The 26,162-nt window shown below is 52.4% G+C and carries 31 protein-coding genes; 12 read left to right on the top strand and 19 right to left on the bottom strand.

The window, feature by feature from the left end; all coding sequences use genetic code 11:
• Window positions 1–1,040 precede the first annotated feature (1,040 nt).
• The 3 genes from SIB73_RS00725 to SIB73_RS00715 all read right to left on the bottom strand — a co-directional run bounded on the left by SIB73_RS00725 (window position 1,041) and on the right by SIB73_RS00715 (window position 3,265).
• On the bottom strand, window positions 1,041–1,187 hold the full coding sequence (locus SIB73_RS00725) for a hypothetical protein (RefSeq protein ID WP_413403673.1): 147 nt from the start codon (window positions 1,185–1,187) through the stop codon (window positions 1,041–1,043).
• 276 nt (window positions 1,188–1,463) lie between these two features.
• Window positions 1,464–1,733 carry a hypothetical protein gene (locus SIB73_RS00720; protein ID WP_413403674.1) on the bottom strand — a complete coding sequence of 90 codons (270 nt, stop codon included), beginning with the start codon at window positions 1,731–1,733 and terminating at the stop codon, window positions 1,464–1,466.
• Window positions 1,734–2,977: 1,244 nt separating this feature from the next.
• Entirely contained in the window at window positions 2,978–3,265 is a 288-nt protein-coding gene (locus SIB73_RS00715) for a DUF3104 domain-containing protein (RefSeq protein WP_413403675.1), read from the bottom strand.
• Between the two features lie 255 nt (window positions 3,266–3,520).
• On the opposite strand from SIB73_RS00715, the gene SIB73_RS00710 reads away from it, so the two are divergent.
• Window positions 3,521–3,958, top strand: a complete 438-nt coding sequence (locus SIB73_RS00710; RefSeq protein ID WP_413439670.1) for a hypothetical protein — start codon at window positions 3,521–3,523, stop codon at window positions 3,956–3,958.
• Window positions 3,959–4,757: 799 nt separating this feature from the next.
• Complete coding sequence (locus SIB73_RS00705; RefSeq protein WP_413403677.1) at window positions 4,758–4,931, top strand: hypothetical protein; 174 nt, start codon at window positions 4,758–4,760, stop codon at window positions 4,929–4,931.
• 293 nt (window positions 4,932–5,224) lie between these two features.
• Here the strand turns inward: SIB73_RS00705 and SIB73_RS00700 are convergent, their stop codons facing one another.
• The 3 genes from SIB73_RS00700 to SIB73_RS00690 form a co-directional block, all read right to left on the bottom strand.
• Window positions 5,225–5,503, bottom strand: coding sequence for a DUF3104 domain-containing protein (locus tag SIB73_RS00700; RefSeq protein ID WP_413403678.1), 279 nt, complete (start codon window positions 5,501–5,503; stop codon window positions 5,225–5,227).
• 85 nt (window positions 5,504–5,588) lie between these two features.
• On the bottom strand, window positions 5,589–6,554 hold the full coding sequence (locus SIB73_RS00695) for a lipase/acyltransferase domain-containing protein (protein ID WP_413403679.1): 966 nt from the start codon (window positions 6,552–6,554) through the stop codon (window positions 5,589–5,591).
• A gap of 42 nt (window positions 6,555–6,596) precedes the next feature.
• Window positions 6,597–6,944 carry a hypothetical protein gene (locus SIB73_RS00690; RefSeq protein WP_413439669.1) on the bottom strand — a complete coding sequence of 116 codons (348 nt, stop codon included), beginning with the start codon at window positions 6,942–6,944 and terminating at the stop codon, window positions 6,597–6,599.
• Window positions 6,945–8,219: 1,275 nt separating this feature from the next.
• Between SIB73_RS00690 and SIB73_RS00685 the strand changes: the two genes are divergently transcribed.
• Complete coding sequence (locus SIB73_RS00685; protein ID WP_413403681.1) at window positions 8,220–9,707, top strand: MFS transporter; 1,488 nt, start codon at window positions 8,220–8,222, stop codon at window positions 9,705–9,707.
• Window positions 9,708–10,369: 662 nt separating this feature from the next.
• On the opposite strand, the gene SIB73_RS00680 is transcribed toward SIB73_RS00685, so the two are convergent.
• Both SIB73_RS00680 and SIB73_RS00675 read right to left on the bottom strand, forming a co-directional pair.
• A complete protein-coding gene (locus SIB73_RS00680) occupies window positions 10,370–10,849 on the bottom strand; it encodes a hypothetical protein (protein ID WP_413403682.1) in 480 nt (159 codons plus the stop codon).
• Between the two features lie 148 nt (window positions 10,850–10,997).
• Window positions 10,998–11,276, bottom strand: coding sequence for a DUF3104 domain-containing protein (locus SIB73_RS00675; protein ID WP_413439668.1), 279 nt, complete (start codon window positions 11,274–11,276; stop codon window positions 10,998–11,000).
• Window positions 11,277–11,882: 606 nt separating this feature from the next.
• Here SIB73_RS00675 and SIB73_RS00670 point away from each other — a divergent pair.
• Together SIB73_RS00670 and SIB73_RS00665 are read left to right on the top strand one after the other, a co-directional pair.
• Complete coding sequence (locus SIB73_RS00670) at window positions 11,883–12,134, top strand: hypothetical protein (RefSeq protein ID WP_413403684.1); 252 nt, start codon at window positions 11,883–11,885, stop codon at window positions 12,132–12,134.
• A 426-nt stretch (window positions 12,135–12,560) separates the two neighbouring features.
• On the top strand, window positions 12,561–12,809 hold the full coding sequence (locus tag SIB73_RS00665; RefSeq protein ID WP_413403685.1) for a hypothetical protein: 249 nt from the start codon (window positions 12,561–12,563) through the stop codon (window positions 12,807–12,809).
• A gap of 57 nt (window positions 12,810–12,866) precedes the next feature.
• Here the strand turns inward: SIB73_RS00665 and SIB73_RS00660 are convergent, their stop codons facing one another.
• The 3 genes from SIB73_RS00660 to SIB73_RS00650 form a co-directional block, all read right to left on the bottom strand.
• Window positions 12,867–13,178, bottom strand: coding sequence for a hypothetical protein (locus SIB73_RS00660; RefSeq protein ID WP_413403686.1), 312 nt, complete (start codon window positions 13,176–13,178; stop codon window positions 12,867–12,869).
• Between the two features lie 226 nt (window positions 13,179–13,404).
• The gene (locus SIB73_RS00655; protein ID WP_413403687.1) at window positions 13,405–13,986 is read right to left on the bottom strand and encodes a ferritin; all 582 of its coding nucleotides are present in this window, start codon (window positions 13,984–13,986) and stop codon (window positions 13,405–13,407) included.
• A 371-nt stretch (window positions 13,987–14,357) separates the two neighbouring features.
• A complete protein-coding gene (locus tag SIB73_RS00650; protein ID WP_413439667.1) occupies window positions 14,358–14,531 on the bottom strand; it encodes a hypothetical protein in 174 nt (57 codons plus the stop codon).
• Window positions 14,532–14,587: 56 nt separating this feature from the next.
• On the opposite strand from SIB73_RS00650, the gene pip reads away from it, so the two are divergent.
• Together pip and SIB73_RS00640 are read left to right on the top strand one after the other, a co-directional pair.
• Complete coding sequence (gene pip / locus SIB73_RS00645) at window positions 14,588–15,607, top strand: prolyl aminopeptidase (RefSeq protein WP_413439666.1); 1,020 nt, start codon at window positions 14,588–14,590, stop codon at window positions 15,605–15,607.
• Window positions 15,608–15,643: 36 nt separating this feature from the next.
• On the top strand, window positions 15,644–15,886 hold the full coding sequence (locus tag SIB73_RS00640; RefSeq protein ID WP_413439665.1) for a hypothetical protein: 243 nt from the start codon (window positions 15,644–15,646) through the stop codon (window positions 15,884–15,886).
• A gap of 11 nt (window positions 15,887–15,897) precedes the next feature.
• On the opposite strand, the gene SIB73_RS00635 is transcribed toward SIB73_RS00640, so the two are convergent.
• The 5 genes from SIB73_RS00635 to hisF form a co-directional block, all read right to left on the bottom strand.
• Complete coding sequence (locus SIB73_RS00635) at window positions 15,898–16,146, bottom strand: DUF1651 domain-containing protein (RefSeq protein ID WP_413403689.1); 249 nt, start codon at window positions 16,144–16,146, stop codon at window positions 15,898–15,900.
• 153 nt (window positions 16,147–16,299) lie between these two features.
• On the bottom strand, window positions 16,300–16,647 hold the full coding sequence (locus SIB73_RS00630) for a hypothetical protein (protein ID WP_413403690.1): 348 nt from the start codon (window positions 16,645–16,647) through the stop codon (window positions 16,300–16,302).
• Between the two features lie 85 nt (window positions 16,648–16,732).
• Window positions 16,733–17,434, bottom strand: coding sequence for a bifunctional demethylmenaquinone methyltransferase/2-methoxy-6-polyprenyl-1,4-benzoquinol methylase UbiE (gene ubiE / locus SIB73_RS00625; protein ID WP_413403691.1), 702 nt, complete (start codon window positions 17,432–17,434; stop codon window positions 16,733–16,735).
• Complete coding sequence (locus tag SIB73_RS00620; protein ID WP_413403692.1) at window positions 17,431–17,688, bottom strand: hypothetical protein; 258 nt, start codon at window positions 17,686–17,688, stop codon at window positions 17,431–17,433. The genes ubiE and SIB73_RS00620 overlap by 4 nt, the downstream gene beginning before the upstream one ends.
• Before the next feature lie 48 nt (window positions 17,689–17,736).
• Complete coding sequence (hisF, locus tag SIB73_RS00615) at window positions 17,737–18,516, bottom strand: imidazole glycerol phosphate synthase subunit HisF (protein ID WP_413403693.1); 780 nt, start codon at window positions 18,514–18,516, stop codon at window positions 17,737–17,739.
• Between the two features lie 77 nt (window positions 18,517–18,593).
• Between hisF and SIB73_RS00610 the strand changes: the two genes are divergently transcribed.
• Genes SIB73_RS00610 through SIB73_RS00600 form a run of 3 tightly spaced genes read left to right on the top strand, consistent with a single transcriptional unit; the run spans window position 18,594 to window position 21,828 of the window.
• Window positions 18,594–18,842: a DUF2862 domain-containing protein gene (locus tag SIB73_RS00610; protein ID WP_413406550.1), complete on the top strand. Its 249-nt coding sequence runs from the start codon at window positions 18,594–18,596 to the stop codon at window positions 18,840–18,842.
• An 11-nt stretch (window positions 18,843–18,853) separates the two neighbouring features.
• The gene (chlG, locus tag SIB73_RS00605) at window positions 18,854–19,807 is read left to right on the top strand and encodes a chlorophyll synthase ChlG (RefSeq protein WP_413403694.1); all 954 of its coding nucleotides are present in this window, start codon (window positions 18,854–18,856) and stop codon (window positions 19,805–19,807) included.
• Window positions 19,804–21,828: a transglycosylase domain-containing protein gene (locus tag SIB73_RS00600; RefSeq protein WP_413403695.1), complete on the top strand. Its 2,025-nt coding sequence runs from the start codon at window positions 19,804–19,806 to the stop codon at window positions 21,826–21,828. The genes chlG and SIB73_RS00600 overlap by 4 nt, the downstream gene beginning before the upstream one ends.
• Here SIB73_RS00600 and SIB73_RS00595 read toward each other — a convergent pair.
• The gene (locus tag SIB73_RS00595) at window positions 21,806–23,149 is read right to left on the bottom strand and encodes a 16S rRNA (cytosine(967)-C(5))-methyltransferase (protein WP_413403696.1); all 1,344 of its coding nucleotides are present in this window, start codon (window positions 23,147–23,149) and stop codon (window positions 21,806–21,808) included. The two genes, SIB73_RS00600 and SIB73_RS00595, sit on opposite strands and share 23 nt — an antisense overlap.
• A gap of 365 nt (window positions 23,150–23,514) precedes the next feature.
• Between SIB73_RS00595 and SIB73_RS00590 the strand changes: the two genes are divergently transcribed.
• The gene (locus SIB73_RS00590) at window positions 23,515–24,234 is read left to right on the top strand and encodes a phycobilisome rod-core linker polypeptide (protein WP_413403697.1); all 720 of its coding nucleotides are present in this window, start codon (window positions 23,515–23,517) and stop codon (window positions 24,232–24,234) included.
• On the opposite strand, the gene SIB73_RS00585 is transcribed toward SIB73_RS00590, so the two are convergent.
• Window positions 24,213–24,572, bottom strand: a complete 360-nt coding sequence (locus SIB73_RS00585; protein ID WP_413403698.1) for an MGMT family protein — start codon at window positions 24,570–24,572, stop codon at window positions 24,213–24,215. The two genes, SIB73_RS00590 and SIB73_RS00585, sit on opposite strands and share 22 nt — an antisense overlap.
• Window positions 24,573–24,669: 97 nt before the next feature.
• Here SIB73_RS00585 and SIB73_RS00580 point away from each other — a divergent pair, with 97 nt between their 5' ends.
• Window positions 24,670–25,725: a hypothetical protein gene (locus SIB73_RS00580; protein WP_413403699.1), complete on the top strand. Its 1,056-nt coding sequence runs from the start codon at window positions 24,670–24,672 to the stop codon at window positions 25,723–25,725.
• A gap of 63 nt (window positions 25,726–25,788) precedes the next feature.
• Here SIB73_RS00580 and SIB73_RS00575 read toward each other — a convergent pair whose 3' ends face one another.
• The gene (locus SIB73_RS00575; RefSeq protein WP_413403700.1) at window positions 25,789–26,157 is read right to left on the bottom strand and encodes a glycine zipper 2TM domain-containing protein; all 369 of its coding nucleotides are present in this window, start codon (window positions 26,155–26,157) and stop codon (window positions 25,789–25,791) included.
• Window positions 26,158–26,162: the final 5 nt, after the last annotated feature.

Below are 26,162 nucleotides of genomic sequence, written 5' to 3'. Positions count from 1 at the left end.
AGAGCAGGGGCATCGCACTCACAAAAAAGCATCGCCACAGCAAGTCCTGCGATTCAACAGCGAAGGCTATTCAGATTCATCGCTTCGCAATATTAACTGGCTAGTTAAAAAACTCAGCACTCATGACGCACTGCGCCTACTGGAGATTCAACAGGAATTGACTAGCCTCCTGATCACTCATGGCCAGGGCAATATCTTCGCTTAGAAGCATAATCATTGCGTGCCTGACATGAGGCGCCTTGCCAACAAGATCACATCCGAGCTTCTCCCCCAAATCCTCAGCACTTAGTTTTGCCCACTCATGAAGCAGAACTTGCCTGATCAATTCCTGCTTCCTTCTCAAGAATCTGGATTCCTGTGTTGATGAACTGGGATTACTTTTCGTCATCACACCAACTCCTTATCCATCAACCCTAACTCCCAACCTTGAGAATTACAATTAAAGTTTGAAGCCATATTTACGCCAAAAAATAAAAAATCAGTCTCAAGAGCCACCCAAGCTCAAAACGCATCAACAGTGGCGAGCAAAAGCCTCAAAAGCTCAACCATTGATTAATAAGCAAATAGCGCCATTCGCACTGGCCTAACAATCAGACATTTCCAAGCAATTGCATTTGAATAATCATTGAGATAAAAGAACCATCCGGCTCAGCAATTCTGAAGAGTTACAGGCAAGCTAATTCAAGCGCATTCACCAATGAACAAAACGATATCAATCCACCCCTACGCAGGACCATGCGTCAATCACACGCCATAGTGCTCTTGAAGATGTACCAAGCGCTTGTGACAATGGTAGTAGTCATTGAGCAAACGGGGAACAGGCCCTTGCTCTCTCATCTGCGCCATCAAAAACTTGAGGCGTTTGCGAAGCCGGTGTGCCTCATGATCAATGTTTGAGATCTCAATGGACTGGTTCATTGAATATCACCAGTGATTCACTTGAAGTCAGTAGATCACGGCTGATACAAGGGAACATCACCCATTCGGGGGATTATCAACAACGGAAGGGGCGCGAGTCAGAATTACTTCTTTCTGTGAAATCAATCTCCATTTTTATGATGAGCCGATAAAAGATTTTCTGTCCTTTCCTGAATTGACTGCTCGATCAACTGTGTTTTTGCGTGGGTCACAGCACCAAGCTCCACCGCCAAGGTGAGGGTGTAAACGAAGAGGGACTTAACCAACATGGCTTCAGGGAGTGGTTGTATGGGGGTGATACTCCTCCCCTTCGATTCCTTCAAGATCACAACACTGCTGGTGAACCTCACTGCACAGCTTGGGTACAAATCCCGAGACGATCTGGTGAGCTTTCGGTGAATGGCCGAGTACTCACTCCTCTTCTGTGATCAACCAACACTGATGCCATTCACAACAATGCAACAAATCGAGGCCAACCCGCCCTGATCCCAAAGCAGGCAGCGAAATAACATCAATTGCAGGGCTGCTGAAGACAACCCAGTCCCTTAAAGGTCAGCGGCCTTAATGGCTTGCAGACTGAGCATCAGATGGGTTCTGAACGCTCCCAGAGCCATGACCTGATCAACAGTCTTCGCCTCTGCGGCGATGGAGGCAGACTTCTCAACCTCTTCAAGGAGTGAGCTGACGCGCTCAGCCCAGTCAAAGCTCATTGCTTCGTCATCTGCTCCGTCTTTGGAAGACGATGAGCCAAGAGATGCTGCATTCAGATGGATGGACAGTTCCTTGAAACTGACGGCACTGGGAACCTCTTGCATGACTCTTCTCTCCAAGACATCAGAAAAGTAGTTCGCTCCGGCCCGCAGCGATAGTTCGGTCTGGGTGTAGATGACCGCCCGAGAGGACTTGCCAGCCAGAACGAGGCGTCAGCAGTGTCAACGCTGAACTCAGCAGCAAGCTCGACCAATGGATGGAAAGCGTCTGCCAGAACAGTGACTGAGCACAATGAGACTTTGTTTTGGCAAATCTGCTTGCGCCCAGAGGAACAAGAGGCACCTACGCATAAGTGATTATCTACAGCCAGAATTGCTGTGCTTGTTTAAAATAAAATCAGTATGTGATTTTGAATAAAATGTCAACATTCACTTACAGCCTTTTGGCTGGCTTTTCACTGTTTGCGGTATCAGCTGCATTATTTGCATTGCCCTATATGGGTCATTGGCCTCAAAGCTAGTCAACGGTCGGCAAGCATTCAAGAGTTATCTCAAGGACAGATTCAGACTCAGTCATAACCATGCCTGTTGCCACTCGGGAAAAGGAATTCTGAATGAGGCAGGTGATCCTGCGAAATGAAGCATCAGTGTGAATTTGGCAAGATTGATGACATGAAAATAGAGACACCACACTTTTGATCAAAAATTCTGAACTTTAAGCTGGCGAGATCCAAGACTTACCGAGACAAGCCATAAGTATTTCTACCATTGCAAGCGATATTCCGGTTAGTTAGAAATGCAACATGGTCGAAGGCTCTCCGGGAGAGGCCTCAACGACCTAAAGAGGGACCAACGAGCCCCTCTTTTTAATGAAATTGAATGGGAGCAATATCCAGTTTCACCATTCGAATTCTTGAGATTCAGACTGATTCATCGTGCAATCAAGCTATGTCAATAGAAGTGGCTGATGCTGCATCAAATAATGAGAACGCTGTATTGCCTGAATCATCAACGACTTGAGCCATGGCCAATAAAAGACCCAGTGCTTGGCCTGCACTGGGCCATGGTCTCGCCTCGTAGCAAGTTGGAGTCCTGTGAGGAGAACCAACTGCAACAGTTTTAGCAAACGCATGTACTACCAACAGGCATAGTTACAAGCAGTCGCAAAAATATCCGCACCGCGCGAGCAGCTGCTTGAAAGGGCAAGGAAGCAGTATGCCTATCTCTTGCGATGACAAACGGATAAACCCTGCTCTTGTCACGGAGTTGCGCTCACTCATGACGTCTCAACCGGTCCAGCAAAAGCCAGAAGTGTTGATACGCAGGCTTGCCAATCCTTCGGGGAGCAATCAGCCAAAGAGCCCGTCCAGCGAGTGAAGGACATGAATCAACTCGTTGTTATGGACCCACCTGATCGAGCCACCATCCACATCTGCAACCTGAAAGAGCGCATTGGCCTTCTGGTCCTTGGCACCGGCGTCGTGCCAGACGACCTGCCCCATCCACCAATCATCCGCCTTCCCAAAGCCAGCACTCTGCGGTGCTTGAACAATCACGAAATGTCCTGCCCTGACGTCGAGGAGCCGAGGCCTGTTCTGAACTTGACCTGAAGCGCTGTTGAAGCGGCCTACCGTCATAAACTCGCTGCCAATACAAGTGTTCTACCCTTGCTTGAGGGGAGTGACAAGTGGACCTTCCAGCGGACAACAGATTGAATTGCTCGCCAGCTTGACTGACAGTCAAACAAGCGGACAGAGAGTCACTGACCCGATGATTCACCCTTTTGGGTGAGGTGATTCCAAATCGCATCAGTGATAGTGACTACATCAGAAGCAAGACGTCCATCACAAGACAAAACAATGTTTACCAGAATCGCAATATGCCTGGCTTTAATGACTGTTTTCCCAGCGAGCATCAGTGCCAATTCTCGCGTGATTGGATTAAGGAATAATTTCAATTCAAGTCTTGATCAGTACAGATCTAGCGAACCGGCCTACAAGTGTTCAGCATTTGACAACGCCAGGACTTACGCCGACCTTGTCATGCGCGAGGGTGCCGAAGCATCTCTCGCCAGGCAGTGGAATTCAATGCTGCCATCAACCGGTTGTGGGCTAACGCCTTTAATCATTGATCAAACGGCAACCAATGAATCATCAAACCCTGAACCAAATCAAGAATCAAAACCAAAGGATGATGGATCGACATCGCAAGAAAAGCCCTTAGCCACTGGTTCATGCCTGCCATTTCAGGACATGATATCTATCAACATGACCCGAGAGGTTTATGCATCATGTCCAGGTGGTGGTTCAATTTTTATCAAAGCCCACTAAAGGCAACTGTCTGCTTGCTCCGGGCAAAAGTTCGACGGATCAGGCATATCGGATGGCTATCCGCATAGCCCAGGAGATCCGTTGAACAGACATCTTTTGATTGAGTGTAAGCGACCATTTATTGAATGGTTAATGCATGATTGCACGGAAGCTGGTGGAATACGGATAATCATACTTTTGCTCTAACTCTCTCACCATTTCTTCAGCATTGTATAAATCATGACAAAAATTGCACTGACCCTCGGGGTCGCAAACCAGATAGCCCTCAGCATATTTATGCAAAACAGTGCCTCTAGCAGTTCTTGCAAGAAGAGTCTGAGAATTCATTGAGCCGATGCGATTACACCTCTGTCATGGCATTGGCAATTCAAATCTTGCCGTAACGACAATTACAGTTCCAGCAAACAATAAACTGCCTGTTATTGCGGAACATCAACATACAGCCAGAGCTCAGCTCACCCGTGAATTGGATGTTGCTCTACCTTAATGATAGTCGCTCAATTCCTCGATACAGATTGGTGACTGCAAATGAATAAAAAACTGAACGCTTCTCTGCACATCGATAGCATCTCCCACAATTGGGCGGAATTGTTGAGCTGCGGCCAAAACTTCACAGGCTTCTGCACGGGATCAACACAATCGACAAATAGGCTCTGAACGATTCACCAGCAGCTCACCAGAATTTCGCAGGGTGTGCACCATAGCTGCGCAGTGGAGTTCACCAATACAGGTGTGACATTGAAGGAGTCGAGGTGAGCAGCACCCCGCAAAAAACAAACTCCTTCACAAGTGATTGACAATGAACATTTTTGCTTCTCTTGCTGTCATTGTCATGATGGCTTTTCCTGTTGAATCGAAGTTGCAGCCGATGGTCGGAAATATCATGGCTGAAAAGCTGTATTACGCAGAAGGCCGTCAACACCCAAATCACCCTCTCCACGGCTCTTATGAAGGGCTTTGGGCAGGAGAATAGCGTTGGATTTCTTACTCAATATTGAACACATGATTCAGCGAGTGCAGCCACACCCGAGAATCAGGATTCAAGAACCATACCTGCTGAAATCATCAAAGCTCCGAAAGCCGGAATGACCAAACCTGAAGCAACTTGAGTGATTCAGCAATGCTCTCTGACCAACGACGATGCGATCACGAGTTGGTGAAGGGCTATCGAATCCCGACGAGAGAACAGCAACCATCGTTGAACGCACTCATCAAGCATCCCACGGAAAAACACCCACCAATTGCGTTCCGTCAAGGCCAGCATTGTTATTGCTCTGGAGCCCTCGGCAGGATGTGGGTCACCAGATCGGCATTCACCCAGCGGATCACACCGGAATCAACATCAGCGATCTGGAAAAGGTTGTGCATTGACGGATTACGGGCAGCTCCGCCGCAGTGGATGACCTGGCCCATCCACCAATCCTTGCCTGGCATCTCCCCGGTCAGAGAGTCATGGCGCACGACCACCGTCATCCCGGGAGCAACATCCAGGAAGATCGGCCTTTCCGAGTGGGGCGAGCTGGGAACCCCGCGATCAGCTGACATACCCGCAAAACCAGGACACCTGTACTAGCTCAAAATCGGGAGGATCGCTCTGCTCTGCCATGAACCACACGGGAGTCGACTTAATTCATTGCATTGAGCTCCCTCTGGAAGCTGGAGCTGAATTCTCCAAACAGACATCAATGCCTGACGCTGTCTCCTGAATTGTTTTTGACAGATGGTTGAGAGCTGTGGCGTTTTTGAAAATTTCCATATAACTGATACCAGCGAATTCCTTCATTTCACAGTCTGGGTGCTTCAACCACATACGGGGTGCTCGATTCATCCAGGCACTGTCGCCTTGATCTCCTGTTGTCTGGATCAATTCAGGATTTTTTTGTGAGTAAAGTCCCTGACATTGAGGATCTTTACAGCTTGAGACCGGAACCTTCTCTCTTGCAAAATCAAAGCCAGCTGTTGTGAGCAGACCAGTGCCGAAAACAACACGGGTTGGCACAGGCAGTGGTTGATGATCACGTGCACCCTTCTGGAACCAAGTCTGCTTTTCGAGTGCATAGCGATTGGTCGCTTCCGCGATCGCCAAAGCACCTGCTTCGCGTAACAAAGTCTGCGCATCTCGTGCTCGATAAGAGGTCTGTCCCCAGCGATACAAAATTGCTTCTCCAAAAATGCTGCTTTGCAGCCCGAGAGCGAGTTCTCCCACCCATGTCATATCCGAAGGAGACGCGACCTTGTCATGGCTGTCCCAGCTCCATTCCTGCTGAAAGGCCCAGCGCAAACAATCACTGCAACCGGAAAATTGACCAGCCAATGAGTAAAAGAGGCCAATATGTCGTGCGACCCAGACCGGATCCTGAGTGCGCAGAAATTGATAGGCCAGGAGACATCCCTGGCTGTGGCAAGCAATAGTGACCTTCCTGCCCTGGCTGAGTGCGAACTGGCTGATGATCAGCTTCTTCAGATCTTCTGCAAAGTCTGTTTCCCCAGGTGGATATCGATAGTCGAACGGAATGCAGGCAAGATTGTGATTCGCAACCCAGCCCTTGGCGATGAGCATCTGCATCATTTCCGCGTAACGAGGATATTCATGCAAGAAGTCCTTCCCGATTGATACCGGCTTGACACGAATCCCGCGTTAGTTTTGTGCTGACTCATCAGCTCTGATATCGAGTTTGAGCCACTCCCTCACGACAACCACATCGGAATCATCCAGACCGCTTCGACGGGCGTAATCCAGGGCATTGGCAACAGGAGGATTGAACTCAGTGAAAACTTCTGGTGGATTCATCGCCGGAAGCAGAAAATTGATTTTCGCGGGTGAGCGCTGCTCACGTTTGGCCTCAACCCGAAGGGCACTCATCCCGTAGCCAGGCACAAAAAGAATCGGTGGCTGTTCACTCTTGTCGGAAGTTCTCAAGCCGCGAGCAGACAAGCCGAACAACAGCAGGGCAACTGAGCCAATCGCAGCGGATTGAAGTGTCATCACTCCTGCCCTTCGTCTGAGCCTGGGCACGCCGCTTTCACTATTGGAGGTTTTGCCAGTGAAGGCAATGCGCGATTTGACGGATGGCAAAACAGCCACAGCGGGTGGAGAGTAAGACCACGAAATCGGAGGAGCCCATGACGGCCGACACTCCACCAGCGCAGATCAAAGAAGCAGACTGACTTCTGGCCCCTGCTCCAACAGTCTCAACAATGACCTGGGTTGGTCCTTTGGTTAGGTACACATCAGATACGTCACGCCAATCGCCGCTCCGTTTGCACCGCCCTAGGTGCCCCAGGAGACAACAACCCGACACCTAGAGCCAATGGCCCCAGGGCGCCTCTAGCCAGAAGCTTCGACCCCTTCCTTTCCCTACAAGTGATGGGTTGAATAATGCACAAACGAGCGAGCTAGGCCGTCTTTCCACCGGGAAGGGCGGCCTTCCTCTTGAAGATCGATATAAATCACACGTCCGTTAAGAACGGCCAAAGACCTAATGAAAGAAAAGAGTTCAGATCAAGTCAAGAACTCAGAACTTAATCAACGACTCCTTTGAGAGCGAGAGCGCAGGTATGGGGGTTTTTGGCGCTCTTGTAGGTACGCAATAGAGCTACAGAAATTCATAATGGGATTTATGCGATCACAGACTTATCGACATCAATTCACTGCTTGGTGTTTTTTTGGCTGAGGAAAGTAAACACTGATCTCGTCGCGGAATACGGCTGGCTGCACCTGCCCCGCCAAGTGCGGGGTTTTTTATTGCAGCGGGGAATGCTTAAACAGTTGTACTCAATTGATGCCCATCAATACGTTGTCCACAATGACGCTGCTTACAGAACAGCTGCTAGCGCTCAAAGCACACAACGCTGACGGCTTAAAGCATCTGCTGAAACTGGGCCTGCAGAACTGGGCCTGGACATTGTGACGAGTGAACGCGGGACTTCCTGGTGCCACTCTCAGCGAAGTAACAGCTGACCGCATGGCTTCTTAGCGCTGGGTTCTCAGCCTTTGACCTTGACGGGACAGTTAAGCGGCTAAGAGTCCAATTGATCGGATGATGTGGATTCTGATTAGTTGAGCGATAATGGGCAAACCAGAGGAATCATCAAAATAATTTCATTAGAGGAAAAGAGATAGACCCTCTATACAAGGAAAATTCATGCTTGAAAATCACGCAGGATAAAAAACACATGCCAACACTTCTAACTCATTGTTTCCATCCAGACGTGAATCACAAACTGGCATCTAAGCTTTTATAAGAATACTAAATGCACGATGCAAATCCCCTTTTACCCTTCCGGCATAAGGCTCAATCTTGCATATGCATTGCTTGGAATTTCCGCAACAGAATCAATTCTGGTATTCGCACTTTGCTTACCACTCATCCGAAATGAGATACCAATGGGGACAGGATTTTTATCATTTACAGTGGCCTCATCAAGCTTGGCCCATTGTTCAACGGTAGTACCATTTGGCAATTTAGCGGACAAAGTTGGCAGAAGAAAAATATTTATAGTTGGTCTTATTTTTGGCATACTGGGAGGCTTAATTGGCGTGTTCGCCTCAGATCCTTTGCAGTTACTTGCATCAAGATTAATCGTAGGCGTCGGAGAAGGAATGCTGATGGGTGTAGGACTAGCGATCCTCACCACACTGCAACATCCCTCCAAGCTGCCAATAGCAGTTAGCAGATGGACTGTGTTTATTACACTGTCAAACATATTTGCCTTGTATGTGACTAGCAGCTTGCTATCAATAAGTTGGCGGATTTCAATGTTGTACACGCCAGTGCTATGGGCATTAATCTTGGCAGTCTCTCCAATATTACTTAGGGAGTCAAAAGTAAAATCCAAAGAAGATAATTTACTGGCCAACCTGCTCTTAGGCGGATCTTTTATATCAACCCTATACAGCCTGACGAGACTCGAAGCTGATGGATTTAATTTCGCTTTCTTGAGTTTCTTGCTTATTGGATTATTTTTACTGCTTGCCTGGCATCGACTTCAGAAGTCATCAAAAAACCCCAATTTTCCAGTTGAAATACTTACAAACAAGACTTATTTGGGCGGAGTAATTGCCTCGTTTTCTTTTAGTTTCATGTACAAATCCATGAATGTGCAATTACCTAGTTTTCTTGAGGCTCAAGAGCACCTTAAAGGTGCAATAGTAGGCATAATACAAATGCCTTCTTACATAGCAGGCATGATCAGCTGCATTGTGATCGGATACTTAATTAGTCGAAAATATTTGACAAGGCGCATGACTGTGACTATAGGATTTATTGTGATGTCTTTGGGATTTTTACTACTAGGCCAGCTGGCAAAAACATTTAATCCTGTTGCAGTGGTTGTTTCGACGGTCGTACTGACTATCGGAGTTTATTTTACTGCGCTTCCTTCATTTGATATCATTGCTGAAACGGCTCCCAAATCTTTTTTAGGAAGTGTTACCGGCTCACACGCTGTGTTTGCTCAATTAGGTGGATCGCTTGGATTAATTATTAGCAGCAGTTCAATTGTTTTGGCCAATTCACAAAACCCTGAAGGGCGATGGCTTATGAATGCACCAAACTATATGAATATTGCTGTAAATCATTTAATTATAGCTGTAAGACAATTTGCCGGCCAGAAGCATATTCCGAACAAGAATATCTATTACTTTACCGCTGAAGCGTTTCATTCTTATTCGATATTATTTGCGACTATTTCATTATTTTTTATGATCACTTTTCTTTTTATATACAAACCACTTCTCAAGGAATGATCAAACTCATTTCTTGTGGCGAATACTTGAAGCAGCCAGTTTCAGCGGCCACACATCAACATGACCTATAGGTATTCAGACATGATAACTAACGTAAAAGCATGTATTTTGCGATATAAGAAAATGATGCAAATAGTTTCAAGTTTTTGATAAACCTCGGCAAGCTTTTCACGGGCTTGAAAAAGTTGAGTGAGCTGAATCTAAATTTCCTGGTGCCACTGCTAAGCGAAATGGAAGTTGACCAGTTGTTGTCTTGGGAGGTGAAACCAGGCGGCCCAGTGCCTGGAGAACAGAACGTGGCATGTCTTGATGCGATGAGCGCATGGTTTCACCATCACCTTGGACTGAATTGATGATCAAAGTCCTATTCAGCTCATATCTCATACATCTGGGCTTTGTCTCCCACTCCGAGGATGACACCCTGAATTTCCTACAAAGTGGTCTGTATAAAGGCTTGGAGGACCCTTCAGGGATTCAGCGGAGCGGATACCTCTAACTCTTGAAATGAATGCTGGAGACTTGAGTAGTCCCTTTTGATCTTCCATTAACAATTCTTGCTTATCAATGCCCCGCCAAGTGCGGGGTTTTTTATTGCTCCAGTCTTTGACTGGATGTGCATCACCAGATCAGCGTTGATCCACCTGATAAACCCAGACTCAACATCAGTGATCTGAAAGACGACTCGCAACACATATATCTTTGATATGAGCAGCCGTCCTAAACCATACCCAAAGCTCGAAAACAAATGCATTAATAAGAGCGCTGTTATCAATCAATTGATTTGTGGCTTCATCACTTAAACCAAGGAATCCAATAACCAATGAGCCAACAACAACCAAGGGGACAAAGACGAAAAGAAAACCTCTCAACGTCATCACCCAAGTGATCGAGATGAATTTATCTGAGAATTTAACGCCAGACTCACCTCCATTATCCAAATAACACTTACGCAACATCACGACAATGACGACAAGAGAGGCAGCCCAGAAAACGAAATCCCAATCAGTAGGCTCATGAGCCATTGGGAAAATCAAAAAGTGCAGCAAGAGTGATGACGCAAGCCAATAGCCAAATACTTCTGACTGTTTAAGCGAACCCTCAGACAACTGGGTTTTCAGTGCCTGGATCCCTAAGAATTTCAAGGTTGTTCTGCAATACCTCTAATCTAAGAAGTCGAATCCATAGAGGCAACAATCCCGCAGATTAATCATTCACCAGAAATTTGAAATCACTGGAGTGCAGATATAAAGCACTGTTGACAGTTCAGAAAAAATACAGTCAACCAAACTGTTAGAGACGTACCAGTGGAACGACCTTATTGGCTTCCATACCAGTCAGGACAAGTCTTGTTGCTAGCTCTGAATTAACTGATCGAACTTCACCAGAATCAACATCGGCAACCTCGTACAAGGTCTGCCCACTGTTGACATCAGCTCCAACCGTACGGCGAACAATCCAGCCCATCCACCAGTCAGTGCTGGTTTGGATTGAATCAGCTGATGGTTGCACCAACACAAGATCTCCGGTTTTCAAGCCGAAGAACGGTGGTCGATTTCCCGTCAAAGACATAGCTCTCCAGAAAAACTGACAAGAGCCTCACACTTGGTTCTGCGCCAAAGGCGACTCAGGCTTTCTAAGGCTTTCTCATGGGCAAGGCCATGCGCAAAACAACTTATTGGCAGCAACTGTTCCAGTTGAATTCTTGTCTGGAAGTCGTCGGGATGGAATCCTCTTGAGGTGCCACACAGAGCACCTACCATGACCGACAACATACAATCGCCACGATTATTCTGACCTTTGCCTGACATGGATTCACTCAGATCTGAGGGGTAACCCTTTAGGACTTGTCCTTTGCTGGCAAGTCATTCTTGTGATGATCAGCATGTGGGTTGTCGCAACACATGGGTTTTCCTGTTTGACGGCCATCAGCATCAGATCGATGTCTGATCTGGTCATCCCCCATCCGAGTGAAAGAGAAGGCAATGTGCTTTGACAGGAAAGACACAGCCCGACTCATGCTCAGTTGCTTGAACTGAAATCAGATTCATGACAAGGATCTGGCACTGATCAGCAGATGAACACTGCATCTCCAGGACGTCGACACATGGAACAAATCGCAGAAATCTGAATCGCGGAGAGATCAGCCAAGGTGGTGTTCAGATCTAGATTGCAGGCATGATTCGCTTCTCATTCACTGCACTGAGCTGCTTTCTCGCAGTCTCATCACTGCATGGGTTTCAGACCTCAGCCCAAACCAATGAGCGTCTCCTGGAGGAACGCCTGATTAGTCCTGCTGTTTATGAGCTTCTGAAGAGTCGTAACGCCAACACCCGATACGAGCGACTGGAGGCGGTGCAACAAGCCTGCACAGCAGGACAATTGCCACCCAGTGATTGTGCAAACACCAAAAGACGCAGGGAGTACTAAGCAGGATGATCAGTGAAGGCAATGTATGAATTCTGCTCGGCCTGAATCGGACCAAAACAATTCAGCAAACAGGTGCAGGTGCAAGTCGACATCAACCTTGTGATCAATCGAGGGAGCATCACTGTCAACAACCTGCCTGCAAGAGCGAGGCTGCTTCAGCAGCAATTGCCTGGACTGAAAACAACTCCTCCAGTGGAAGCCATTGCACAGAGGTAGGCTCAGACCCAGGAGCAGCTTGCACATCACTCTGCTGCTCTGACATCAGGCCAGGAGAAGAAGGATTCTGATCCTGCCGAAATCTCTCGATCTAATGCTGCCCCATGAATGCATCTCTCAAGTAGGGATCATCGCTTCGGGATCGAGGCAGACTGATGCCTTGAGGCGTGAAAATGAATGCTGCCCACTGCTGAGGATGCCAGGCAGGCGTTGTTGAAACTGCTGTCGACATTGGCTGGCCCAGCAAATACCAACGCTGATGAAACCCAGCCAGTTTCAGCACAGATCGCACACTGCATTGAACGCACCAAAACAGAGGCTTCAGAAGGTGCTGCTCTTGTTGATGCTTGCGTGCCACATGGCAGAGCGATGCTGACGCAAGCACAGAAACGCCTCGAAACTCTGGAAGCTCTGAAAGTGCTGGAGTCAGTTGTCAGCGAAAGATTGAACGTGCATTAGCCAAACACAAACCCCGCTCCTGATGAAACGGGGCTTTGCTTGATTGTTGATCACCCTTCAGAAGCGCAGCTGCACTCCAAATCCTGCAGGCGCTCCATAGACGTTCCCATACCTCACTCCATAGGCAGGAATCACGCGTGGATAGCGATTGACCTCTCGGTGATACGCACGTCGGGCACGCCGGTAGTCACGCGTGTCGCGGCGAATCTCACGGCGCAGCTGCCTCAGCTCATGCCGCCTTTGCTGCTCATAATTCCGCGCTTCAGCGGCAGGAGTTAACGCACACGTTGTGGCTCCGACCAATCCAGCGCAAAGCACTGCTGTGCTGACTTTTTGAGTCACTGTGTTGACCCTGTTGAACGTCGTCATGGCTTTAAGGAGTGAAGTTGTTTTTTTTGGGGTTGCTGCCCCCTCCGACTCCTTCAAGATCACAGCCCTTCTGGTGAAACCAACTACACAACTCCGATGCAGAACCCACGAAGTTCCGGTTAGCCTCCGGTGAATGGCTAAAACCCCGCACTGGGCGGGGCCGTGGGGACCGGGATGGTCAATCAATCGCCAGGTGGTGCTCCTGGCTGAATCAACCGATCGTTGCTCAGCCTTCAAGCTTGGCCGGCTCGGCCTCGCCTTCCCTCAGTTCAGCGTCGATGATCATCACAGCAGCAGGGTTTTCTGCGGCGAACTTGACGCGACCCAGCAGGTAAGCGGCCTCGTGCTCAGAGAGACGCTGGCCGTCAACGATGGGGTCCAGGAAGACGGTTGTGCGGCGATCAATGTCTTTTTCCGCAGTGTTGTAGAGCTGCAGCACCGAGGCGGTCACATCAGCTTCCATGCGGAAGACGTTGGCAATCACCTGCTCCACGCCAGTCCACTGCTGGCGGGGTGGCTCGATGGTGTCGAGCACAGGCCGCTGACCTCTGCTGATCAGATAGTCAGCAAATTTGGCAGCATGCTGCTCCTCTTGCTTGGCTTCATCACGGAGATGCTCGGCAAAGCCGGTCAGCTCACGCTCAGCAAACCAGACAGCAGCAGCGAAGTAATCAGCAGCTGACTGACGCTCGAGGTTGAGATGGGCTTCCATCAGGTCGAGCATTTCGGTCGACATGGGCTCGGCCATGGCACGGCCTGCGGGACCAGTGGGGACAGTGATGGGGGCTTGGATTTGTGAAGCTTTCATGTCTCTTCCTCTGGGAGGGATGAATCAGTTCTACATCACAAAAGAGCGAAAGATAGGCGTAAAAACCGAACATTAAGGGATCAAAATATGCTTTTGAGAATCACATTCAAGAACAGCAAATATGTTGTTGAGAATCACAATCAGCAACCTAAATCTGCTGCTGAGAATCAGTTTCGTTTGCGCTGCTCTTGGGCGCTGCCTCGCATCGCAATCCACAACCCCTCAAGGCGTCAGCAACGCCCGCCTTGTCAACAGGAAGTGACCTCTGCGACTCATCCGCTTGACCCCACGCTGCCCAGCGACGATCAGAACCAGGAAGACTCGACACGCACTGGTCGAGCCAATCCACTCAGCTCAACACGGCGCACCCCTTACGGGGCCTGCACGGCCACTGCTGGACGAATGCCCTTGACCAGCAGGAATTTGCGACCTGGAAGCCTCGCATTCAGCAACGTTCCAGGCACGGCCTGCAACAACAGATTGATGCAGACGGGCGAAAGATCAGATGATTCATGGCATGACAGCCAACGGCTTACAGGCAACACCGAAGAACAGAATCAGGAATACAATGATTCAACATTTATATACCTGCTGTTTAAAAATGAGCACTCAACTTATCGGCGATGATCTTTACCCGCTCACCACTCCCTACCAGACCGGTTATTTAAAGACGAATGGTCATCAGATTTATTATGAAATAAGCGGCAATCCCGAAGGCCCAGCTGCCCTGTTCCTTCATGGCGGCCCAGGAGGAGGGACCTCTGCTCGTGATCGCTGTTTTTTCAATCCCGAGCATTACAGAGTTGTCTTGATGGACCAACGCGGGTCTGGGCAAAGCATCCCCAACGCGAGCAAAGACTACGGCGGCGCTCTTTTCAATAATTCAACGCAATATCTGATCGATGACATAGAACTCCTGAGAAAGGAGATTTCGGTGGATCAATGGCAATTGATTCTTGGTGGCAGCTGGGGTTCAACACTTGCGATTGCCTATGCCGAACAACACCCCAATCAATGCAAGCAACTGCTGCTCAGAGGCGTCTTCACCGCACTGCCTGACGAGATTGATGCCCTCTTTCAGAATGGAACGACAGCCAATCACTACCCCGAAGAATGGGATCAATACACTTCATACATCCAGAAAACCAGTCAAAACTGGAATCTGGAGAAACAGAATCTTCTTGCTGCCTACCAGCGAAGGTTGTTCGATCCCTCAGAAAGACTGGAGGCCGCCAAAGCCTTTGCCGGATATGAGCTGTCTATTTCGTGCCTGTATGGCATCAATGACCGCGTGCGAAGCATCATGTCCAACCCGGAAAAACTAGTCCCATTTGCATCACTTGAGGTCCACTACATGCTCCAGGGGTGTTTTTTAAAAAGAGGGCAGTTGATTGAGAACGTCGATGCAATAAAAGACCATCGCATACATATTGTGCACGGCAGGAATGATTCCGTCTGCCTGCCACGAGCTGCCTGGAGACTCCTGAACGCTCTGAAAACGCAAGGCGCAGGAAACAATGTGACACTCAATTTTGTACAAGCAGCAGGCCACTCCGACAGCGACGAGAACATTGCCCGATCTCTCCGACAAGCAACTGATCAGTTAATCCACGATGCTTAGTGCTCTTCAAGCCTTGGAACATTCATGGCTTAGAAGATGAGCTCCGCGGGTAGAAAACAACACATTCGGGCATCGCTTGAAAACGTCATCCCTGACTGCCAACAAATACATCCCGGAGAAGAGCGAGTCGCATTCAGTGGCTCTTTGATCCTGCGTCACACTCGGGGGGACGCCACGTTGAACACAGACACTCTGTTCGGCATGGCTGCTCTTGTGATGACACTCGGATTTCTGCTCGCCGTCTCCAGCGCATTGCTGATCACCTGCGACCGCGACTGAACCAGGCTTGCCTAGGGCACAGCGTCTTCCCCCCATACCGGCGCCGTCTGCCGCCAACCGCTGCTCTCAAGACTCCTCCACAAGGCTTGGGCCTCTGACAAAGGCAAGTGCTGCCTTCGTTTCAGCAATGCGGGCGAGCCGTCAGCCATGGCCCGACCCAGATCAACAAAGACCAGAGGATCACGCACCCAGCTTCTGCAGTCCCGGTGAAAATGCATCGACCAGTAGCGCTCATGGTCAGTGAGCCAACCTTCAGGCACCTTCAATCACGACTAGTACTTCAGTACTAGCCTGCAAAGTGGCTGCCCGTCAACAGTCACTCCGAATCGGGAGACGGGATCAACAGGCTTGTCACTGCATGGCTCCGAAGTTGTGCCGATCAGGCAAACAACCAGGCCTTCAGATTCAGCCGATCAACTCAAAGAGAGACAGCGGCGCAGATGGGCAATTGCGTGGTGCCGATGGGGATGGCTGCGGCTCGGGCCCATGGTGCCCAGCCAGAAACTGCCATCTCCCTGGAAGACGAGAACGGGCTTACTGGCTCCTTTGCCATGGGTCTCCAGGAGCGACATACACAGCTTTTCAGCGACCTCCGCCCCCCTGGGACGAGAACGCAGACGACGCAGAACAGGATCGACCTGGGAGAACGACACGAAGCTGGCCTTCTGCGAGTCGGTGACCAGGATCATCCCGTCCAGCCACTGAACCTCATCCAGCAGATCCTCAATGGAGGACAGCAAAGACGGCAACGGAAAGGCCATGCGTTTCTCCCCCGCTTCTTAATCATTCCTTCATAGTTCATCGGTCTCACCTGTCGCAAGCAGGGCGCATCGGGGGATTAAACTCTCATGCTCGAACCATGAGAAGGCCCATCAGCCCCCCCGCAACAGGGCGATGAAAGACCTCGCGGAAACCGGCATCAAGAGCCAGCTGCTGTTGTGCAGGTCCATCGGGAAAACGTTCAAGGCTCTGCTCGAGATAGGCGTAGTGATCAGCAAGACCGATCCGGGACGCAACAGGAACCACAACCCGGCGCAGGTAGGTCCGCTGGAACAATGCCGCAGCAGTTCCCGAAGGCAGTCGGTTGAAATCAAGCAATCCGGCGCGGCCTCCATCACGCAGCACACGCCGAAGCTCCCTGAGGCCAGCAGCTGGATCAGCCAGATTTCGCAGACCGTAGGCCATCAAAGCCCCGTCGACAAAGGCATCCGGCATCTCCAGGTTCAAAGCATCGCCCTGCTGCCAGCGCACCGGCAGCCAAGGTTCACGGGCCGATCGCCGGGCTGCGATCTCCAGTGGCGCAGCGGCCACATCCACACCGAGCACCGCGCCACCCGGGCGCAGTCGCCGGGCCAGAGAAAGGGCGAGATCACCTGTTCCGCAACAGAGATCAAGCCATTGCTCTCCAGGCCGCGGTGAGAGCTGGAGCACCAATTCCCGCTTCCACTGGCGATGAAGCCCGAAACTCAGCCAGTCATTCAGCCTGTCGTAACTGGGCGCTGCATCATTGAACAGCTGTTCAACGGCTTCTGCATCGCCGGGCTTCAAAGCGGCAGGCCACTAAGAGTCATCACCATCACAGTGGCGAGCCCAACGGCAGCTGAACAGACCATGCAGCCAGCCAGCATGAGCGAGAACTCTCCCTGGTCCATGGCGGCCTGCATCAACTGCAGGGCCCAGCCCACCAGGGCAACCACCACAAACACCAGCGAAATACCGAGGGGCAACACCCAGGTCGTGGGAATCAACGGCTGACCGGAAGAAACCGTCAGTGGCTCAATCGCGGAGAACAGGAGCTGCACTAAAGGATTGCGGCGGCGCAGAACAGTTCTTCACACATTAGGGAGAAGTCAAGTCTCTAGAGGCCGGATCATCAGTCCGCGACTGAGCAAATCCGCCTTGATTCCCTCAACGGTGAGGATTCCGTCATGAAGGAGGGATGCCAGCAGCGCCGCGGATGCCTGCCCGCCCTGGGGGCCAGCGTCGAGAGCCGCAGCGATGTGATCAAGACAACCGGCGCCTCCGGAAGCAATCACAGGCACGGGTACAGCCTGAGCAACCGCTCGCGTGAGCTCCAGGTCATACCCCGCCTGGGTGCCATCGCCATCCATGGATGTGAGCAGGATTTCGCCAGCTCCGAGTTCAGCAACCCGACGTGCCCAGGCGATCACATCCAGACCGGTGTTGTCACGACCGCCTCTCACAAAGACATCCCAGCCGCCTGTCTCACGGCGGCGGGCATCAATGGCCACAACAATGCACTGGCAACCGAAGCGATTCGCACCCTCCTTCACGAGCTCCGGTCTCCGCACTGCTGAGGAGTTGAGGCTGACCTTGTCAGCGCCGGCCCGCAACAGCTCGGTGATGCCCTCGACAGAGGCGATACCCCCTCCAACCGTGAAGGGAATGGTGACCTGCTCCGACGTTCTCCGGACCATCTCCACCAGGGTGCCGCGGCCCTCATGGGTGGCCGCGATATCCAGAAACACAAGCTCATCAGCTCCTGCCTGGCTGTAACGGCAGGCCAGCTCGACGGGATCCCCGGCATCGCGAAGTCCAACGAAATTCACGCCCTTCACAACGCGCCCTTTGGCGACATCAAGACAGGGGATCAGACGCAGGGCGACCATGGCATTCGATACACGGCTGTTAAGGTGCAACGTCTTTCCAAGCCTTGCAGGTCATGCTGGGAAAAGTTCTCAATCTGATCAAACGATTAACCGGCTCAGAACCTCTACCAACGCCGAAACTCGAATCAATTGAGGTCGGTAGCAAGGTGCGGGTGACCAGGGTTCGTGATCGCATTCCTCAGGACATGGTGAACCTGCTTAAAAGCGATGCCTTCGGCACTGTCACAGAGTTCCGCACTGTTGACGGCAAAGGCATCGGAGTGGTGGTTGAGCTGAGTGATGGTTCCAGCTCCTGGTTCTTTGAAGACGAGATTGTCGCGGCCTGAGGCCTTATTCCATGAGTGACGCCCGACAGCTGCTCGGCATGAAGGGTGCCAGCGGCACCACCAGTATCTGGAAGCTGCGTCTGCAGCTGATGAAACCGGTGACCTGGATTCCGTTGATCTGGGGTGTTGTCTGCGGTGCTGCAGCTAGCGGTAATTACGAATGGAAACCTGATCATGTGCTTGCAGCTTTGGTCTGCATGGTGATGAGCGGTCCCCTGCTGGCGGGATACACCCAGACCATCAACGACTACTACGACCGCGACATCGACGCGATCAACGAGCCTTACAGACCGATTCCCTCAGGCGCAATCTCACTCGGGCAGGTCAGATTGCAGATCTGGGTGTTGTTGCTCAGCGGACTGGCCGTGGCCTGGGGGCTCGATCAGTGGGCCGACCATGACATCCCAGTGCTCTTCCTGCTGGCGGTTGGTGGATCGCTCGTCAGCTACATCTATTCAGCACCTCCTCTGAAGCTCAAACAGAACGGCTGGCTGGGGAACTATGCACTTGGCGCGAGTTACATCGCACTTCCCTGGTGGGCAGGTCAGGCACTCTTCGGTCAGCTCACCTGGGCGACCGCACTGCTGACCCTGGCCTACAGCCTTGCAGGACTCGGGATTGCCGTGGTCAATGACTTCAAGAGTGTTGAGGGTGACCGCGCCCTGGGGCTTCAGTCACTTCCAGTTGCATTCGGAATCGGCCCCGCAAGCTGGATCAGCGCTGGGATGATCGATCTTTTCCAGCTGCTGATGGTTGCGGTGCTGATCGCAATCGGGCAGCATTTCGCTGCTGTTCTTCTCGTGCTGTTGATCGTGCCCCAGATCACCTTTCAGGACATCTGGCTGCTGCGTGATCCCGTGGCCTTCGACGTGAAGTATCAGGCGAGTGCTCAACCCTTCCTCGTGCTGGGAATGTTGGTCACCGCTCTGGCGATTGGTCACAGCCCTCTGACGCAAGGCATGTGATTCGAACCCGCCGTCATTGGATCCTGATTGGCAGTTCAGCCGTCCTGATCGGCAGTGGAGTCGCTCTGGCTCAATCCGCTGTCCTCAGTGCCTTTGATGCCACCCTTCCGGATGCGCGCGGTATCAGCCGTTTCAACAGACCGGGCACGACCACGCTGCTGGCCAGCAATGGAGAAGTGATCCAGAAGCTGGGGCCCGCAACCCGAGAAAAGATCCAACCTGGGCAGATGCCTCTGCTGGTCAAGCAGGCGTTCATCGCAGCCGAAGACAGGCGCTTCTACGACCACAACGGCGTTGATTTCTGGGGTATCGGCAGGGCAGTGGTGCGCAACGTCCGCCAGGGTGCCGTCCGGGAAGGTGCCAGCACGATCACCCAGCAACTGGCGCGAACGGTGTTTCTCAGCCAGGACCGCACGATCACCCGCAAGCTCAAAGAAGCAGCACTGGCCTACAAGCTCGAGCGACAGCTCAGCAAGGAGCAGATTCTCGAGCAATATCTCAACTACGTGTATCTCGGTGCCAGTGCCTATGGGCTGGCCGATGCGGCATGGGTGTATTTCTCCAAGACTCCGGATCAACTCAATCTTCAGGAGGCCGCACTGATCGCCGGTCTGCCTCCGGCACCCTCGGTGTATTCACCGCTTGTGAATCCAGAACTGGCACTGGAGCGGCGTGGAATCGTGCTGAATCGAATGGAGCAGGCAGGTTTCATCACCGCGAGCGAAGCGGAGCAGGCACGTTCAAGCCCGCTCGATCTCAAATCCGCCATTCCCAAATATTTCAACAGCTCCGCTCCCTACTTCACCAGTTGGGTCGCGCAGCAGTTGCCGCAGCTGCTCACCCCTGAGCAGCTGGAGGTTGGAGGCCTGAAGATCCGCACCAGCCTCAACCTCGACTGGCAGAGGAAAGCCCAGCAGGTGGTCCGGAAGTTTGCGCCGTACAACACTGAAGGGGTGATCGTGTCGATGGAACCAGGCACCGGCCTGGTGCGGGTGATGGTGGGCGGCAAGAATTTCAGCAGCAGTCAGTTCAACAGAGCAACGCAGGGACTGCGCTCACCAGGATCCACTTTCAAGCTGTTCCCCTATGCCGCAGCCATCAGTTCGGGAGTGAAGCCGGAAGACGTCTTTGTGGACTCTCCGCGTTGCTGGGCCGGGTACTGCCCCAAGAATTTCGGCAACAAGTACTTCGGCAATATCTCACTGGCAGACGCCCTCAAGAATTCGCTCAACACGGTGGCGGTGCAACTGCAGGACAAGGTCGGTTTCGACGCCATCATCAGCACCGCGAACAAGCTCGGCATCGGCAACGAGCGCCCGCTCGGCAAGTACTACCCGATGGCGATCGGTGCCTACGAGCAGACCGTGCTCGACATGACTGCGGCCTATGCGGCAGTGGCCAACCGCGGGGTGTACGTGAAACCAATGGCCATCGAAGAAATCCGTGGCCCTCAGGGCAATGTGATCTGGAGCCGGCGCATTGATGGTGACAAGGGGCGACGGGCCATCGACAGCGAAGTGGCCGATGCCATGAACTGGATGCTGCAGCGGGTTGTCACTGGAGGAACGGGTGGTGCAGCCCGACTCGACGATCGACCGGTCGCGGGCAAAACCGGCACCTCGGAAGGAGCCAGGGACCTGTGGTTCATCGGCTCAATCCCACAGCTCACCACTGCGGTGTGGTTCGGCTATGACAACAACGCTGAAACCCATAGCAGCAGCAGTGAGGCCGCCTGGGCCTGGAGCAGATTCATGACCCAGGTCAAGGACAACTACAACGTCGAGAACTTCCCTGCAAAGCCAGCCCTAAACCGTCCTCTCAAAGGCCCGACAAAGAAAGACCGCGCCGCAACAAGGGGCTCCGCTCCATCCACTCCAGGCGGCGGGGGTTACCAGTACCAGCCATACGGTGAAGGAGAGGCACCGCGACCCGTCACACCGGCCCCAGCTCCGAGGCGCTACATCGCTCCGGATGATGGCCCTCCAGTTGACGAGAATTTCAGGCCGCTGCCGGTGCAGTGATCGCTGCGGCATAGAAACCATCCCCCCCGCTGGGGTCAGGCCATCGCTGTTCCTCTGAATCGAGCACGAGACCGGGATGGCTCTCGAGCCAGCTGTGAATCTGTTCGCTGTTTTCAGCCGGATGGATGGTGCAGGTTGCATAAACCAGACGGCCTGCCGGGGCCAGCAGAGACAGCAGACCATCCAGCAAAACCTTCTGCAGCTTCACCACTTCAGCCACCGACTCCTCGGTGACCCTCCAGCGTGCATCGGGATGACGCGCCAGCGTTCCCAGGCCCGAACAGGGTGCATCCACAAGAATCCGATCAAATCCACCCCGCCACTGAGGCCGCTCCTGCACAAGCTGAGCCGCATCAGCGGCCAGGGCATGGATGTTGCTGAGGCCAAGCCGCGCGGCATTGGCGGCAACCCGCTGCAAGCGGCCTGGTGAACGATCCACAGCCCAGATTTCTCCCGCATCACCCATGAGCTCCGCAAGATGCGTGGCTTTGCCACCTGGAGCAGCACAGGCGTCGAGAATGCGCTGGCCAGGCTGAGGATCCAACAGCGGGGCCACCCACTGAGCCGAACGGTCCTGGACGCACCAGTCGCCCTCGTTGAAACCGGGCCATTGGCGCAGATCACCGGAGGGCTGCAGCACATGGAGCCCATCCGGGCAACCTGCGATCGGGGCTGTTCGAATGCCACATTCAGCGAAGAGGTCTGCCACTCGATCGGGTGTTGAGCGCAGGCGATTCACACGCAGATCGAGTGGCGGAACCTGATTGAAAGCCCTGGCGACGCGCTCCGCATGCCCCGGGCCGCACCACTGCAAAAGCTCACGGCTGAGCCACAGGGGCAACGAATGCTCCTGGGCCAGGGCAGCCGCCGGATCATCGGGCAGAGCCAGGCATTCGCCTGCATCACGGGATCGCAACGCTGAACGCAACAGCCCGTTCACCACCGGCGCCAACCTTGCGAGCTTGCCTTGCTTGGCCAGTTCAACCGTGGTGTTCACTGCAGCGGAGGCAGGAATGCGCTCCATGCGCAGCACCTGGTAGAGGCCTATGTGCAGAAGCCAACGCAATCGCGGTGGCTGCTTACGCGCTGGAACCTTGCCCAGTCGATCCAGCCAGCCATCGAGCCACTGGCGCCAGCGAATGGCCCCATACGAGAGCTCCGTGACAAATCCCCGATCAACAGGTGCAAGCGAGGTTCGACGCAGAGCCCGCTCCAAAGCAACATCCGCATAAGCACCGGCAGCAACCGCCTCCAGAACCTCCCAGGCAACACGGCGAGAGAGCAGAGCATCTCTTGATGAAGCTTCAGCAGATTGAGCCATGGAGGGGCTTCGCCGGCGTCAATCATCAGCCAGCAGCACCCCCCTGCTTTTGATTGAACGCATCCAGCAGGACAACGCTCAATCTGCAGCAGGCCACCAAAGAGACAGCCACGAGGGTCCAGAAATAAAAATCAGCCAATACCAGAAATATTCATAATCACCCAAAAATGAAACCCAATTTCATAAAAATGAGCGAGAATTTTGACAAAATATCTTTTTTATTTGCGAAAGCGTAAGATTATTTCCTCCAAAGATTAGTTCGGCTCGAGACTCTCTTTGATACCAAGGACAAGTCCAAAATTGCCATGCTTTCGTCCACTTCAACTGCGACACAATTCGGCGGCGAACGTGCAACAAGGCAGCCCGTGAAACTGCGGAGTGGGTTCGCAGGCTCTGCTGAATCAGCGGAGGTCGATACCGCAATTGAAGAGGCCTACAAACATGTCTATGGCAATGCACATGTCATGGATTGCGAGAGATCATCCTCCCTGGAGGCTGAATTGCGCGACGGTCGGATCACTGTGCAGGAGTTCATCCGCGGGCTCGCCAAATCGGACTTCTACAGGAAGAACTTTTACGATTCCTGCTCTCCACAGAGAACCATCGAGCTGGATTACAAGCATCTGCTGGGCAGACCTCCTCACGATCAAAGTGAGGTATCCGCAGCCATTCAGATTCAGGCGTCACAAGGACATGACGCACTCGTGGATTCCCTGGTTGATTCAGAGGAGTACAGCCAGGCCTTCGGAGAGCACGGCGTGCCATTCATGCGCTCCTGGCAATCGCAACCTGGATCAGCCCAGTCGGCCTTCAATCGCACCGCCGCGGTGTCTCTGGGCTATGCCTTCAGCGACAAGGCGATCGGGACAGGCTCCAGACTCAGCAATCAACTGGCTTCAGGGCGCGCCAGCACCATCACGTTTCCCGCCTCCGCCGAGGTCCAGTGGATGCGTGTCTCCAGCAGCTGGAGGGGGAATCAGCCACCACGCTGGGCCACACGGTTCGCAACGGTGTTCGTAATCGCTGGTGTCATCGAGGTCACTCGTCTGCTGGTGACGGTGGCCTACAGCGCTCTGAGCAACTGACCCATCTCGCTGATCTGCCCTTCATCAGGCATCCACAGGAAGCTTTTGAGGGGCAATCGGCCTTCAGGGTCCACAGGGATCCCCTCGGAGATCAGCAGCTCCCGCTGGATCCAGTCGGACCCCTCACGACTGAGGCTCATGGATATGCGGCCTTGAGCATTGACAACACGTTGCCAGGGAATATGGGATGGCAGGCTCAAGCGACGCAGAGCCCAACCCACCTGGCGAGCACAGCCATAGGCACCAATCCAGTCCGCAACCTGGCCATAAGTTGCGAGCTTGCCATGGGGAATAAGGGCCACGATTGAGTGGACACGCTGATCAAATACGGCCGCCATGCATCACATTTTAAAGTTGTTAATTGTGTCTCATACCAAATTCAAAATGATGATTTAACCCATACGCATCAGACTGGAAATCATCCAGCAGAGCACCATGCAGGCAACCTTACTCGCCGCGTTCACATCAGGGCTCACAATCCTGACCCCTGCAGCAAAAGAACTGAGGGCAAGCCCGATTACAGATTTTTCACAACAGACGCAACCCGCCATGATCAGCGGACTGGGTAAAGGATATTGCTGGGCCCACATTCCCTCTCCCAATGGGAAGATCACCAAACTGGAAAACTTTTGCGGTGGAGGTGGCGAAGGAGCCAAAGACATCAGCTGCAGCCCATTCTCTTATCGCCCATATCAATTCAATCTCGATCAAAACCCTCCGCTTAAATCAGTTTGTAGTGGCTCACCCTATGAAAACATCGTGGCAGGTGCACAATGGAATATGGGAGCAAGAAGCTGGGCAAGCTTCCCAAAGAGTGGGAGGAAGGATTACTGGGTCTTTCATAATTGCGACGGCGCCGGAATTCAACCAGACTGCCTTGGAGACATCAAATACATTGAACGATTTGATGGCAGTAACACACAACCTGGCTGCAAGAAAGGGCCCCACGGGCGAAACCATTGCACATTCACACATCCCAACTCAAAGACAACATTTGGTCAGATGAAGTACTGGTCTGGCTGGTATGGGTTCGGCAACGATGTGGAATCAGGAAAAATCTGTGGAGCTGGCAAGGATCTTGACCGTCGCTGGAAAGTCGACGTCTGCAACAAAATCCAGAACATCAACAACGGCAGCAATCCCTACAAGAATGTTTCAGGTGTGAAACACACATTCAGCTTCGCACTCTATCCCTGGGTCTGCGAGGCGGACTCCTCAATGCCTAACGCCAATTTCACATCCCCAAGCATGGATACCTACGGGGTAACGAGTGGGTGGAAATGCTATGCCGACAATGAGCCCGAAAACAATCAAGGGAAGGGCTGGCCTCCATTTATCGAGATTTATTTCGCAGGTCTTTTTGAAGAAAGCCCTGGGAAATATGTCTTAAAACTGGACAAGTGGATGATCAACAACAGCGATACACCAGAACTGATCGGCAAGGGCTACGCCATCTACCCATGCAACAGCGGAGACAATTGTGAATGGTGAGTTTGATGGCCTCACCATTCAGGCAGTAACAGCACTTGCGCAGCCCCCTCGGCACTGCGGCCATCAGCCGCCGTCGACCTGGCAGCCGATCAGAGCACCAGCAGCACCACCGACCGGTACACCGATCCAACGGCCCTGGCCACGAGACAGAACGGCACCGAGGCCGGCACCCAGAAGGCCTCCGATCACACTGCCCTCAACACAACTGTTGACATCTGCACCTATGCGGTTCCAGGCCGCCCGCTGAGCCGATCTGCGGGGTCGATAGAGATATTCACGACCGTTGTAGTAACCCCCATCGTCATATCTGCGGTCGTCGTGCGCCAGCGATGGAGTTGCCGTGAGTGGCAACAGGGCGGCAAGCGTCAGCAGCGCGGACAGACTCAGAGGAGCGGGCCTGTTCATGATGACTTCATTGATGGACAGAGCCATCCTGT

Source organism: Synechococcus sp. MIT S9509, assembly GCF_047303035.1.
In the GTDB taxonomy this organism is placed as follows: Bacteria; Cyanobacteriota; Cyanobacteriia; order PCC-6307; family Cyanobiaceae; genus Synechococcus_C.
Note: the sequence above shows the minus strand (reverse complement) of the source record. Positions and strands in the feature narration are given on the sequence as shown.

Bases quoted from the DNA above. Each gene is read 5' to 3' on its own strand.
- SIB73_RS00700 (WP_413403678.1), bottom strand. From the start codon at position 5,503: ATGTCAGCTGATCGCGGGGTTCCCAGCTCGCCCCACTCGGAAAGGCCG.
- SIB73_RS00685 (WP_413403681.1), top strand. From the start codon at position 8,220: ATGCAAATCCCCTTTTACCCTTCCGGCATAAGGCTCAATCTTGCATAT.
- SIB73_RS00675 (WP_413439668.1), bottom strand. From the start codon at position 11,276: ATGTCTTTGACGGGAAATCGACCACCGTTCTTCGGCTTGAAAACCGGA.
- SIB73_RS00655 (WP_413403687.1), bottom strand. From the start codon at position 13,986: ATGAAAGCTTCACAAATCCAAGCCCCCATCACTGTCCCCACTGGTCCC.
- SIB73_RS00575 (WP_413403700.1), bottom strand. From the start codon at position 26,157: ATGGCTCTGTCCATCAATGAAGTCATCATGAACAGGCCCGCTCCTCTG.
- SIB73_RS00660 (WP_413403686.1), bottom strand. From the start codon at position 13,178: ATGACGACGTTCAACAGGGTCAACACAGTGACTCAAAAAGTCAGCACA.
- SIB73_RS00720 (WP_413403674.1), bottom strand. From the start codon at position 1,733: ATGCAAGAGGTTCCCAGTGCCGTCAGTTTCAAGGAACTGTCCATCCAT.
- SIB73_RS00670 (WP_413403684.1), top strand. From the start codon at position 11,883: ATGATTCGCTTCTCATTCACTGCACTGAGCTGCTTTCTCGCAGTCTCA.
- SIB73_RS00705 (WP_413403677.1), top strand. From the start codon at position 4,758: ATGAACATTTTTGCTTCTCTTGCTGTCATTGTCATGATGGCTTTTCCT.
- SIB73_RS00640 (WP_413439665.1), top strand. From the start codon at position 15,644: ATGAGCTCCGCGGGTAGAAAACAACACATTCGGGCATCGCTTGAAAAC.
- SIB73_RS00715 (WP_413403675.1), bottom strand. From the start codon at position 3,265: ATGACGGTAGGCCGCTTCAACAGCGCTTCAGGTCAAGTTCAGAACAGG.
- SIB73_RS00690 (WP_413439669.1), bottom strand. From the start codon at position 6,944: ATGACACTTCAATCCGCTGCGATTGGCTCAGTTGCCCTGCTGTTGTTC.
- SIB73_RS00710 (WP_413439670.1), top strand. From the start codon at position 3,521: ATGACTGTTTTCCCAGCGAGCATCAGTGCCAATTCTCGCGTGATTGGA.
- SIB73_RS00630 (WP_413403690.1), bottom strand. From the start codon at position 16,647: ATGGCCTTTCCGTTGCCGTCTTTGCTGTCCTCCATTGAGGATCTGCTG.
- SIB73_RS00585 (WP_413403698.1), bottom strand. From the start codon at position 24,572: ATGGCGGCCGTATTTGATCAGCGTGTCCACTCAATCGTGGCCCTTATT.
- SIB73_RS00595 (WP_413403696.1), bottom strand. From the start codon at position 23,149: ATGGCTCAATCTGCTGAAGCTTCATCAAGAGATGCTCTGCTCTCTCGC.
- hisF (WP_413403693.1), bottom strand. From the start codon at position 18,516: ATGGTCGCCCTGCGTCTGATCCCCTGTCTTGATGTCGCCAAAGGGCGC.
- pip (WP_413439666.1), top strand. From the start codon at position 14,588: ATGAGCACTCAACTTATCGGCGATGATCTTTACCCGCTCACCACTCCC.
- SIB73_RS00725 (WP_413403673.1), bottom strand. From the start codon at position 1,187: ATGTTGGTTAAGTCCCTCTTCGTTTACACCCTCACCTTGGCGGTGGAG.
- chlG (WP_413403694.1), top strand. From the start codon at position 18,854: ATGAGTGACGCCCGACAGCTGCTCGGCATGAAGGGTGCCAGCGGCACC.
- SIB73_RS00580 (WP_413403699.1), top strand. From the start codon at position 24,670: ATGCAGGCAACCTTACTCGCCGCGTTCACATCAGGGCTCACAATCCTG.